The organism is Rhizobium grahamii (assembly GCF_009498215.1).
Classification (GTDB): Bacteria; Pseudomonadota; Alphaproteobacteria; order Rhizobiales; family Rhizobiaceae; genus Rhizobium; species Rhizobium grahamii_A.
The window spans coordinates 1,428,993-1,440,306 of record NZ_CP043499.1 but is presented as its reverse complement, the minus strand read 5'-3'; the positions used below and the strand labels follow the sequence as shown (position 1 = coordinate 1,440,306).

Below are 11,314 nucleotides of genomic sequence, written 5' to 3'. Positions count from 1 at the left end.
AACCGCAGGGCGGTTGCCTGCGCACTTGTTTGCGCGGGGTTGAGCGTGGGCGTCTTTGTCGGGGCTGGGGTATTGTCGTGCTGCGAGCGCGAAGGTCGTTCGAGAGTGCCTTAGCCTTCCGATCTTGAATCTATCGCCACCATCTTGGGCTCGATCAGCCTGGAAAGCGTGGTTGCGAGACTGTTCGCGCTAACAGGTTTTCGCAGGGTTGGAACGCTTGGAAAGCGCCTCGGGTCCAGCCCGTCCCGAGCTGGGTCGGTAAGGAAAAGTGTTGAGCCAAATGGGTACTCCTGGGCCACTGCTTCCAGGTCCGGAGGAGACTGCCAGATATCCAGATCGAAGACGATCAGGTCAGGATGTCGATCGCCGTCCGCGATCCATTTCCGCAGCGCGGCGAGGTTTGAAAATCCGACGGGCTCGTATCCAAGTGCGGCAATTTTCTCCTCGAACATCAGCCGCAGGTTTTGGTCTTTTTGCGCCAGGGCAACCACTTGCCCGTCGCCAAGCGGGACTGTTCGCTCGTCGAAGAACTGGGCGAGTGGAACGGGGGCTTCCGCTGTAAAGGGAAAATAGAGTTTGAAGGTCGTTCCCATCGCCGGCGTGCTCTCGACATGGATTCTCCCATTCATGCCGGTGACATACCCGTGAACCGCCGCGAGACCCAAGCCGGTCCCCCCGGATTTCGATTTGGTCGTGAAGAAAGGTTCGAAAACATGGCGTAGAAGGCCGGGCGCAATGCCGCTCCCGTTGTCGGTGACATTGATCATTATGTATCGTCCGCGAGGAAGCACATCGTGGGAAAGAGGTGTATCGCCGGCTATCTCTATCCGCTCGGCCGTGAGCCGAATGTGCCCTTCTTCTCCGGACGCCTGTGCCGCATTCATGCACAGGTTCATGATGGCCTGCTGCAGCTCCAGCGGATTGCCGACAATGGCTGGCATCTCGTCGGCGATCGTCGCGGTTACGGATATTCCCGCCGGACTAGACATCTGCACCAACGGCACAATGTCATCGATCGCTTCCTTCAGGTCGAAGGGCCGACTAACTCGCTCTCGTTTGCGGCTGAAGGTCAGAATCTGATCGATGATATGTTTCGCGCGATGTCCACTCGAAACAATTTCCTGCAGGTATTGCCGTGTACGGGAGGCGCGATTGTTGAGGTGCAGTGCCATCTCGCCATAGCCCATGATGGCACCCAAGGTGTTGTTGAATTCGTGAGCAATGCCGCCAGCCAAGGTGCCCAATGCTTCAAGGCGCTGAGAATGCTCGAGCCTGGCCTCCAGCTGCCGCCGCTCACTTCGTTCACGCTGGCCCTTCACGCATTGTGCCAGCGTGATGATTGCATGGCCGAGAAGACGGACTTCGTCTCTACCTGGCTTGCTGCGGAGGTCCTTGTGCTCAAGGAACATCAGCGCAACAGAGTCGGCATCTATACTTGCGGCAACAACCGAGCCGGCACTCATCGCGCCCTCGGGAAATGCCAGAATCTCCGATTGCTGCAGGTTGTGATAGTAGAAGCGGTCCCAATGGAGTTGCTCCTTCATCGTTGCCGTCGAAATCTGTTCGGAATGCTGCTGAAGGAGAGGAGCCAAAGCGGATTGGTTCGTTTCTCCAAAGCTTGACAGGATCATCTTCGTTCTGCTGTCGACGACAAAGAAGCTGTATCTGCGTGCATCGAAGAACTCCGCGACGATCGCCAGGGAATCAATAAGGCATGCCGAGACGTCGTCGGAATCCTCGGCGAAACGCCGCTTGATGTCCGCCGTCAGCGTTTCGAGATCCAATTGCTGCGTCAGCCGTTGGGTTTGAGCCCGCAGCCGGTAAACGAGGATACCGATGTAGATGCACAGGAAGACCGAGATGGAGCCGAGCAATGTCCGGCTCCACGAGGATCGGACGCTGATCAAGCCATAGGCATCCAGATATTGCTTCTGGAGTATCTGCGCCTCATAGGATGTCTTCGACGCCTGTATGGCCTGGATCGTATCGTCCACGGCCGGAAGTGCGGTCAGGATTGTACGTGCCTGGGCGACATACGAAACGATGCTCGGATCAACGGCTTTATCTGACCGAAGCATTGCGCTCAATTTGTCTTGGATTGCACGCGCCAATCTCTCGTTCGGCTCTGTGGCGAACCGCATCATCAGATTGCCGAGATCGACGGACCTGCCGACCGCATCCTTGATGGCGGGATCGTTGCTTTCGTGAAGTTCGGTGAGCAGTTGGTTGGCTGCAGTGAGCGAGGTCTGCAGGAGCGTGTTGTCTTTCCTGAAACGCTCGACCAACTGCTCGTCGCGATCGATCGAGCCCGACAGGGCATTCAATTCCATGTTGAGGGCAGCAATGTTTTCCACGCCGCTCTCGGGGAATACCGATCTCAGTCGGTTCACAGTGGCACGCAGACCCGAGATGGATCTTACCAAGGGGTCGTAGCTCCTGAGCAGGCCGGCCCTGGCTTGCAAAACGTCACGCTGGAGGGAGGCATGGTTCACGTCGATCGCGCGCAGCGACGTGAGGATAGCCTCATGGGTATCTCGGGACGGAACGCGCCCGAGGGCGAGCAAGGCAAAGCAAAGAGCTCCCACGACGAGAACGGCTATCCGCCATAATTCAACCGTTGCTCGCCGCCTTGGCGGTCGTGGGGTTATTTCCATCGTCTAACCAAGTGGGTCCGGTCGTGGGCAAGGGAGCTATACGGCTCTCTGTACGGGCTTTCACGCGGATTCTTCGAAACGCCTAAAACATATACGCACTTACATTGGAACCCCGGCCTGATGCCGCACAACCGATACGTTGGTATAGTTGATCGGGAATTCGCACGCTGGCGCCGAAAAATGGAAGCCGACGAGGTGCCCTGCGCCTACCGCGGGCGCCTTCTAGCCTCGATTGCCACGTCGCTGTCGAAAATGTACCCAGCTCCGCGTTCCGTGCGTATGAGTTTTGGTGTCGATGGATCGCTCTCCAATTTCCGCCGCAGCCGGAGGATCAGGACGTCGATGCTCCGATCGAAGATTTCCTCGTCATGGACACGGCTTGCGGAAAGCAGCTGCTCTCGCGACAAAACCTGACGCGGGGCATCGAGGAAGGCGATCAGGAGATTGAATTCGCCCGCCGTCAACTTAACTTCGCTCTCCTCCGCGGACATTAGCTGCCGCTTCTTGACGTTCAATGTCCACTTGTCAAAGGCGTAGATCTTCCGCTCTTTGCGATCGGCAACGACGGGACGAACTCTGAGCGCGGCGCGGACACGCGCAAGGAATTCGCGCAGTCCAAATGGCTTTGTCACATAGTCGGAGGCGCCGAGTTCAAGCCCGACGACTTTGTCGGTCTCTTCGAGCCGATCGCCGCTGATGATGATGATGGGAGCATCAGACCTGCCTGATAGTGTGCGGACAATCTCTAGGCCATCTTCGTGGCCGAGGTTCAGATCGACGATGATGAGGTCAACGGGCTCGGCTTGCAACACCTGCCCGAGCTGATGACTGTCCTTGACCCCCGTGACCCTGAAAGCGTGCTGGGACAGGTAATCGATGAGAAGACCGCGAAGCTTGCTGTCATCGTCGACGACGAGAATGTGTTTCACGTTTCCCCCTGGGGCGGCAGTCGTTGATCCGGCATTGCGTACCACATATTCAGCGATACTGTCGCTTGATCGCGTGAGTTGTAGTTCGAATTTTTCGTATCACGCCGCCAAATTTCAAATGCGTTTCAATCGGCAATGCTTTGTTACAAATGCAATTTTCCGAGAGGGTAAAGCGGCTCGCAGCCGATAGAGTAAGGCCGTTACCAATGGCTCTCGGCGACCTGCACGGACTTTGGCCAGCGATGTGGGGCGAACTCCAATCGCCTAAGCTTTCCGACCGCAACATATTCGTCGACAAGTCGTCTTTCGGCAGCGAATGGATGGTACGCAGGACCGGAGTGCTCAAGGCCTATAATGGTTACATTCGCCCGCGGAAACCGGTCAAGGACGGCGGCCACCAAAATAATCTCGCTGCTCGGTACCAGGTAAGGCCCAGGGCCATAGAAGCGAAGAGCATCGTCGACCCAATCATGCAGCCGTTCATCCACCACACGAAAGACCTTTGAAGTCGCGGCACACAGTCGATCGAACTCGCCTGAGTGGTCGTCGCAGAAGTCGCGCAATTCCGGATGCAACACCGCCACCAGCGGCCGTATTGCGTTGAACTTCTTCGGATCGCTGAGGCCCCAGATCTCGGTTGCCTGCTGAACTGCGGCTTGGGATTGCCATTTCCGCGATGCAAGCATCGATCCCGCCGGCTGCCCAAAATTGCGAACCGCCACGATGTCGGTTCTTGTTCCCGCAATGCCTTGCGACCGGCAGTCGTCCAAACGCACGACCAGATCTGCCGCGTCAATTGTGGAGGCAAACCTTCCGTCAATTCTGCCGTTCCCGACGATGATAATTCGAGCCATCTCTTTTCCGATCAAAATGAACGGGGGCTTTATGCCGCCGAAGATATTTGCGGGTGCACCCGTTTTCCCTGCCAAGATCTGCGGTCGGAACGTGAGGGCTTTGTTGCAGAAGTGATCATTCTGATTTTAATCGTAACAGCCTGGCGGTGATTATTACGATCGTAAGACGATAGGCGCGTGAGCGATCTCAACGGCGCTGGTCAGCCAGTGGACGAGACGATATTGTCGCCGTTGGTTGGAGCGCCTAAACATCAAAGCAGACCATGAGAAAAAAGAGAGTGACCGACGGCAGCTTGTTGCTGCCTTGCGATGGTCGGCCCGGCGGGATGCTGTCGATAGTCCGAGCAATCGAGGATGCGGAAGCGATCAGGTTGAAGGCAACTAATTGCTGGCTTTCTAGCTGCCGTGAGAACGGGCGGGGCCTAACCTTGGAGTGGCGGCGGACATGAACATCGCGCTCCTTTTCGTTTTCGGAATTACTGCTGGCATCGTGCTTGTGGGCTATCTGGGGCGAGCCCAGCGACCTGTCAGTCTTGAGCAATGGGCGCTCGGTGGAAGACGCTTTGGAGCCCTGCTTGTTTTCGTTCTCATGGCTGGCGAAATCTACACGACGTTTACATTCCTGGGAGCGAGCGGGTTCGCCTACGGAAAGGGCGGAGCCGCGTTCTACATCTTAACCTACACCTGCTTGGCGTTCATTTCTTCGTACTGGTTGCTCCCTCCCATATGGCGCTTTGCCAGTGAGCGAAAGCTGGTCACTCAACCGGATTTTTTTGAGCAGAAGTACCAGAGTTCCGGTCTTGGACTACTGGTAACGATCGTCGGTCTGGTGGCCTTGATTCCCTACCTGATCCTGCAGCTGAAAGGATTGGGCATCATAGCGGAGACCGTGTCGGACGGTAAAATACCCCATGCGGTCGCAATCATCGTCGGGGCGGCCGTTATGGCGTTATACGTGATCGCGTCCGGCATGCGGGGATCGGCCTGGGCGGCGACGGTTAAAGACGGCACGACCTGGGTCATCTGCGCATTTCTCGGGATCTATCTTCCCTATCATTATTACGGTGGCATCGGCGAAATGTTCGCGCAGATCGAGATCGCGAAGCCGGGATTTCTCTCGCTGCCGGACACTGGAGAAACGATTGCCTGGTACTGCAGCACGATAGCGCTGTCTGCCCTCGGTCTATACATGTGGCCGCACACGTTCTCGTCGGTCTACACCTCCAAAACAGAGGCCGCATTTCGGCGAAACGCGGTCTTTATGCCGCTTTACGCCCTGGTTATGCTCTTCGCGATGCTGGTAGGATTTGCTGCTGTCTTACAGGTGCCTGGACTGCAAGGCGGCGAGATAGATCTCGCTCTCCTGAAACTGTCCATCAAGACCTTCGATCCATGGTTCGTCGGCGTCATCGGAGCTGCGGGAGTTCTCACCGCACTTGTTCCAGGTTCGACGATCCTGATCGTCGGCTCGGCGTTGATATCGACCAATATCGTCAAACGCCTGGCACCCGCCATGTCCGACAAGGGTGCAACGACGTCCGCGCGTCTGTCTGTCGTCTTGATTAGCAGCGTTGCTGTCTACTTCACCCTTGTCGGAGGAGAAAGTATCGTCGCCATCCTGATCATGGGCTACAGCATCGTGACCCAGCTGTTTCCCGCCCTCTTTGCCAGTCTGCTGCCCAGAAACCCTTTCACAAAAGAGGGGGCTGCGGCCGGCATTATCGTGGGAGTCGGCACTGTCGGCGTGGTCGTAACAACCGGCCTGACCATTTCGAGTTTCTTTCCCGATGCTCCTCTCATGATCAAGCAGGTCAATACCGGATTCATAGCGTTGACGCTGAATGTCCTGGTGGCATTGCTTGTCAGTGTCGCGACGGCGCAGCGTCCCGTCTCGTCCACAAACTACAGGTAGCTTTCAAAATGGCTCCCGCGAAACACGTGCATCGGAGGCGACTGTGAGAGGAGTGATCGTTTTCATCATGGTGGCGATCGTTTTCGCAGGGAGTATTGCCTGCAACAGCGATCGAACGGTTTTCGGTCTGCCGGTTTTTTTCGTTTGGAACGTGTTCAGTGTCTTCCTGATCGCGGGCGGGATGTGGCTGGTCTTCCAGTTGGATCCCCGCAACAGGGACAAGTCCTGACGACCAGTAGCTTCGCTTAAGCCAATCGCACGCGAAGTACACACCGATACAAAACGGTATGCGGCTGAAATCCGACAGATACATTCACCGGTGATGTTCTTCAGGAAGCGTGATCACCGTAGGAGTGTGGAATGAAGCTTGCTATTGTTAGTGCGGTTGCCGTTGCGGCTGCCGGTTTTGCTGTCGCGGTATCCTACTCCGAGGCCACCGAAGCACCTCCCGCGAATGCTTCGCCGATTTACGGCGTCACGATCCCTGAAGGCTATCGCGACTGGAAGTTTGTCGCTCCGGCCCAGGAAGCGCCGCCGTTGGACGAATTGCGGGCGGTTTTGGCAAACGATATCGCCATCGACGCCTACAAGAGCGGGACGCTGCCGTTCCCGGATGGCTCCATCCTCGTCAAGCTTGCCTACAAGCGGAAGCAATCGACGGAATTCCCGCCGGCGACGGTGCCGGGCGCCCCGACGACTGTCCAGGTGATGGTGAAGGATTCCAAGAAGTACCCTGATAGCCACGGGTGGGGATTTGGACGTTTCATCGATGGCAAACCTGTCGATCTGGCTCAACACGAAACCTGTTTGGCGTGTCACGAGTCGAGAGTGAAAGACCATGACTACGTCTTCACTCGATACGCGCAGTAAAACTGCTCGACATCGCGAACAACCTGAAACGCCGCCCATCCCGGCGGCGTTCCGATAACAGGCAGAAGCCTGAAAGAGCGCAGGGGTGGCCGCAGAGCATGTGGCCGGGCGCAAGAACCTGCTGTCGGCAGTCGCGCTGGCGATGAATTGTCCTGGCAGTTCTCAGACGACGGGGTGGTGCGGGAAACTTGTACCTCAGTGCCGCGTCCGAGATGGTCGTCATACGCGACATTGTATCTCAATGTGTCGAACCCGACGGCAGCTACAATAGCCTTCAATTAGATAAGCTTGCGGACATAGCTGCGATACATCGGTGCTGTTTTCTCACCGATGGAAGCTGATGTGTGGGGCACCAACGGTCCCGACAGAACAGTCCATCCAAAACCAAGAGATTGTAATCTGAATATCGTCGATCGTTGAGCCTATGGAGGCATATATGGGATCGTTCAGCGCGTGGCACTGGCTAATCGTCCTCGCAATTCTCGTGCTGCTATTCGGCCGCGGGAAGTTTCCTGCATTGATGGAAGACGTTGCTTCCGGAATCAAAAAGTTTCGCCGGGAGATGCCCTTCGAGGACGCGATCGAACAGAGCAACAATGATCCAAAACATGGATGAGCACTGTGCCCAGGGATTTTAGACAGCGGTAGCAATTCCGCGATTTCAGAAGAATAAATTAGAGGCGAATATGGAACACATCGATCACATACTTGTCGTGGATGATGACCGTGACATCCGCGAACTCATATCTGATTACCTTAGAAAGAACGGATTCCGTGTAACGGCAGCGGCAGACGGCCGTCAGATGCGCGGCCACCTGGAAGCAAATGCATTCGATTTGATCGTTCTTGATATCATGATGCCGGGAGATGATGGTCTCGAGCTCTGCCGGGAGTTGCGCTCGATGAAGGAACGAGCGATGCCGATCATCATGCTGACCTCGAGATCGGATGATGCGGATAGAATCCTGGGTCTTGAGATGGGTGCGGATGACTACCTGACGAAGCCGTTTTCCGCTCGTGAGCTATTGGCACGCATCAATGCAATCCTGCGGCGCGCGAGAATGATGCCGCCGAACTTGAACGAGGCCTGGCTGCCGGATGTGGTGGCCTTCGGAAAGTGGATGCTTGATACCGCTGCCCGCCGTCTCTTCGACAAGGGAGGAATGTCGGTTGCGCTCAGCGGAGGAGAGTATCGGCTTCTCAAGGTGTTTCTGGATCACGCGCATCGCGTGCTCAGTCGCGATCAACTTCTATATCTCAGCCAGGGCAAGGATGCGGATGTATTCGACCGCTCTATCGACCTGCTCGTCAGCCGGCTCCGCCAGAGACTGAATGACGACGCCCGTGATCCCGTCTACATCAAGACCGTGCGGAGCGAAGGCTATGTCTTCTCGGCCCACGTCAATCAGTCGCGCGTACCCGCCACACAAAGGGGTGTTTGAGCGGTCCGCGAATGGCGCATGTAATGGAATAGCTGCGATCGTACCGCCCTATTTCCAGCGGCGGTCGCTGTTGCTCATTGCTTCTTGAGCTCTGCATCGTCTCTGCTGGCGTAGCCAGTCGTCGAGCTATTGTGCGACGTCCATCCGACTGCCGACACTCGCCTTTGCCATGACTTTGCGGATCGGCCACCGTCTGCGCGAAGGCCAATCCGTGTCGGCGTATGGCTTAACTACCTGATGGCTTTCGCCTGAAACAGGAACCGACCATGGCACTCCGCATTGGAGCTCATGGACCGGTCGTCGGTAGTGGCTCCTGGCCGAGGCGCGAGGCGTCAATGAGGCCCACGAGTGGGGATGGTTCTTTCGAACTGATCTCGTATATGCAGGGCGCTGCGAGCACGCTGGCGACAAGAATGGCGATAACTGCTGCTTTCATCTCAACTCCTCGGGAGGGGCCTCCCCCTCCCTGTGTCAACGGGGCGGGTCCGCGCTGCATCAAGCGACGGAAATCTCGACGTTGATATTGCCGCGGGTTGCTTTGGAGTATGGGCAATTCTGATGCGCCTCGGAGACAAGGCTGCGAGCGGTTTCACCATCCAGGCCAGGCAGGGTGACGCGCAATCTTGCCTGCAGCAGATAGCCGCCGTTTGTCATTCCCAGATCAACTTCCGCGTCCACGGCGGTATCGGCGGGCATCTTGATACCGCGTTTCACCGCAGCGTGGCTCATTGCGCCAATGAAGCAGGCCGACCAGCCAGCTGCAAAAAGCTGCTCGGGATTGGTGCCGGCATGATTGCTGCCGGGAGGCGAAAGCCTGATAATAAGCTGCTCGTCACTGCTCCTGGCAAAACCGTCGCGACCTCCGGTCACGTGTGTTTTGGCGGTATAGAGCACTTTGTCGATCGTCGTCATGGGGCACGTCCTTTATCGGGGTCGCGGGATGCGACACGTCTTTACAGTTCCGATTCTGACGCAGGGACGTATCTCGTATATTTCCGACAGTGGCGCTAAGTGTATCGAAACGTAGAGGAATTGCCTTATTGCAGCACAATCGGCGCCCGCCGCTTCTGGCGGCAGGCTAGGGCGGCCTAACGCAACGCAGGCGGAGGGGACTTCGAATCTCTTGAGGAAGACATGTGACCCGTGCGGCACAACTGGCCGCCTATTGAGTCGTGGTGGCGCACAGCTATCCGGCTGCCGAAACGAGAGTTCGGCAGCCGATTTCTGCGATTAGAGGCGCGCGACGTCCAGCATGGCCTGTGCAAAGGCTTGCGGGGCTTCCTGCGGCAGGTTGTGACCAATCCCGCCGGTCACATCGCGATGCTCGTACTTGCCCGTGAATTTGTCGGCGTAGCTTGCCGGCGCGGGATGCGGCGCACCGTTGGCATCACCTTCCATCGTAATTGTCGGAATGCCGATGGTTGGGGATGTGGCGAGCTTTCTTTCGAGGGCGTCGTACTCCCGCTGGCTTTCCGCAAGACCCAACCGCCAACGGTAGTTGTCGATGGTGATCGCAACATTGTCCTCGTTCTCGAGTGCTTTTGCGGAGCGATCGAACGTCGCGTCGTCGAAGTGCCAGTCCGGCGAAGCCAGCTTCCAGATGAGCTTCGCGAAGTCGTGCCGGTATTTGTCGTATCCCTCGCGGCCGCGCTCCGTTGCAAAATAGTACTGATACCACCAGGCGAGTTCGGCTTGAGGCGGGAGCGGCTTCTTGTTCGCTTCCTGGCTGCCAATCAAATAGCCGCTGACCGACACCATGCCCTTGCATCGCTCAGGCCAGAGGGCCGCCATGATGTTGACAGTCCGGGCGCCCCAATCGAACCCGCCGACGACGGCTTCCTTGATCTTCAGCGCGTCCATGAACTCGATCATATCGACAGCAAGGGCGGCCTGCTGCGCATTGCGGAAGGCGTTCTTCGAGAGAAAGCGAGTTGTTCCGTAGCCGCGCAGATAGGGGATGATAACCCGGTAGCCGGCCGCCGCGAGAATGGGAGCGACATCGACATAGCTGTAAATGTCATACGGCCAGCCATGCAGCAGAAGCGCAACAGGGCCGTCCGCCGGGCCGGCTTCGGCGTAGCCGATGTCCAGCACTTTTGTTTTCACTTGCTTCAATGCTTCAAACGATGTGTGGGAGCCTGGTTTGACAGCCGCTGCGGTGTCGGCTGTGCCCTGTGTCTGAGCTTTGGCCGACCCGATAAGTCCGAATTCGACCGCGGCAACAGTCAGTGCGGCAGCACCGAGCAAGCCTCGACGCTGATGGTTGATTGTATCTGGCATGAGCAGTCTCCGGTTTGTTCAACTAACAGAGCTAGAAGACCTCCGCGTTGTATCCCCGTTATGTCCCTCCGAAGACGATATTGAATATGCGTGTTGCAAAACAACGCCCATACATTCTTCGGTACAATGTGCCGATGTTTCCGGCGATAACCGGAGCATCCGCAGGCGTCGCGACCCTCGCCGCCATCGGAAAAAGCTGGGCGGATTCAGGCGAATGACGACGGGCGCGCGCCACTGCTGTCGCGTTGTGTTGAAATCTTGCGCGTCTGTATTTGATCTGGCGGCGATTGCGTCAGATACCATATCCGCACTGCGGCCGATTTCACGGCGGCTCTCGGTCAATGTAACGGATCGGCGGCAGGCGTACCGGTTG

General features: G+C 57.1%; 11 protein-coding genes. 5 read left to right on the top strand and 6 right to left on the bottom strand.

Annotation, left to right across the window (positions count from 1 at the left end; genetic code table 11):
- Positions 1–110 precede the first annotated feature (110 nt).
- The 3 genes from FZ934_RS25405 to FZ934_RS25395 form a co-directional block, all read right to left on the bottom strand.
- Positions 111–2,654, bottom strand: coding sequence for a two-component system VirA-like sensor kinase (locus FZ934_RS25405; RefSeq protein ID WP_153273569.1), 2,544 nt, complete (start codon positions 2,652–2,654; stop codon positions 111–113).
- A gap of 206 nt (positions 2,655–2,860) precedes the next feature.
- Positions 2,861–3,583: a response regulator gene (locus tag FZ934_RS25400; RefSeq protein ID WP_153273568.1), complete on the bottom strand. Its 723-nt coding sequence runs from the start codon at positions 3,581–3,583 to the stop codon at positions 2,861–2,863.
- Positions 3,584–3,783: 200 nt separating this feature from the next.
- Positions 3,784–4,512, bottom strand: coding sequence for a Urease operon accessory protein (locus tag FZ934_RS25395; RefSeq protein WP_432443635.1), 729 nt, complete (start codon positions 4,510–4,512; stop codon positions 3,784–3,786).
- 370 nt (positions 4,513–4,882) lie between these two features.
- Here FZ934_RS25395 and FZ934_RS25390 point away from each other — a divergent pair, with 370 nt between their 5' ends.
- The 5 genes from FZ934_RS25390 (at position 4,883) to FZ934_RS25370 (ending at position 8,661) form a co-directional block, all read left to right on the top strand.
- Entirely contained in the window at positions 4,883–6,349 is a 1,467-nt protein-coding gene (locus FZ934_RS25390; RefSeq protein ID WP_153273567.1) for a sodium:solute symporter family protein, read from the top strand.
- A gap of 43 nt (positions 6,350–6,392) precedes the next feature.
- Positions 6,393–6,578 (top strand): hypothetical protein, encoded by a 186-nt coding sequence (locus FZ934_RS25385; protein ID WP_153273566.1) that lies wholly within the window; start codon positions 6,393–6,395, stop codon positions 6,576–6,578.
- A gap of 131 nt (positions 6,579–6,709) precedes the next feature.
- On the top strand, positions 6,710–7,219 hold the full coding sequence (locus tag FZ934_RS25380) for a cytochrome P460 family protein (protein ID WP_153273565.1): 510 nt from the start codon (positions 6,710–6,712) through the stop codon (positions 7,217–7,219).
- A 436-nt stretch (positions 7,220–7,655) separates the two neighbouring features.
- Entirely contained in the window at positions 7,656–7,835 is a 180-nt protein-coding gene (gene tatA, locus FZ934_RS25375; protein WP_153273564.1) for a twin-arginine translocase TatA/TatE family subunit, read from the top strand.
- A gap of 70 nt (positions 7,836–7,905) precedes the next feature.
- Positions 7,906–8,661, top strand: a complete 756-nt coding sequence (locus FZ934_RS25370) for a response regulator (RefSeq protein ID WP_153273563.1) — start codon at positions 7,906–7,908, stop codon at positions 8,659–8,661.
- Between the two features lie 286 nt (positions 8,662–8,947).
- Here the strand turns inward: FZ934_RS25370 and FZ934_RS27920 are convergent, their stop codons facing one another.
- The 3 genes from FZ934_RS27920 to FZ934_RS25360 form a co-directional block, all read right to left on the bottom strand.
- Positions 8,948–9,097, bottom strand: a complete 150-nt coding sequence (locus tag FZ934_RS27920) for a hypothetical protein (RefSeq protein WP_194273828.1) — start codon at positions 9,095–9,097, stop codon at positions 8,948–8,950.
- A gap of 59 nt (positions 9,098–9,156) precedes the next feature.
- Positions 9,157–9,573, bottom strand: a complete 417-nt coding sequence (locus FZ934_RS25365; RefSeq protein ID WP_153273562.1) for an organic hydroperoxide resistance protein — start codon at positions 9,571–9,573, stop codon at positions 9,157–9,159.
- A gap of 318 nt (positions 9,574–9,891) precedes the next feature.
- Positions 9,892–10,941, bottom strand: a complete 1,050-nt coding sequence (locus FZ934_RS25360) for an alpha/beta hydrolase (RefSeq protein WP_153273561.1) — start codon at positions 10,939–10,941, stop codon at positions 9,892–9,894.
- Between the last annotated feature and the right edge of the window lie 373 nt (positions 10,942–11,314).

Coding starts and splice junctions, on each gene's coding strand:
- FZ934_RS25405 (WP_153273569.1), bottom strand. CDS start 2,654: ATGGAAATAACCCCACGACCGCCAAGGCGGCGAGCAACGGTTGAATTA.
- FZ934_RS25390 (WP_153273567.1), top strand. CDS start 4,883: ATGAACATCGCGCTCCTTTTCGTTTTCGGAATTACTGCTGGCATCGTG.
- FZ934_RS25380 (WP_153273565.1), top strand. CDS start 6,710: ATGAAGCTTGCTATTGTTAGTGCGGTTGCCGTTGCGGCTGCCGGTTTT.
- tatA (WP_153273564.1), top strand. CDS start 7,656: ATGGGATCGTTCAGCGCGTGGCACTGGCTAATCGTCCTCGCAATTCTC.
- FZ934_RS25370 (WP_153273563.1), top strand. CDS start 7,906: ATGGAACACATCGATCACATACTTGTCGTGGATGATGACCGTGACATC.
- FZ934_RS27920 (WP_194273828.1), bottom strand. CDS start 9,097: ATGAAAGCAGCAGTTATCGCCATTCTTGTCGCCAGCGTGCTCGCAGCG.
- FZ934_RS25365 (WP_153273562.1), bottom strand. CDS start 9,573: ATGACGACGATCGACAAAGTGCTCTATACCGCCAAAACACACGTGACC.
- FZ934_RS25360 (WP_153273561.1), bottom strand. CDS start 10,941: ATGCCAGATACAATCAACCATCAGCGTCGAGGCTTGCTCGGTGCTGCC.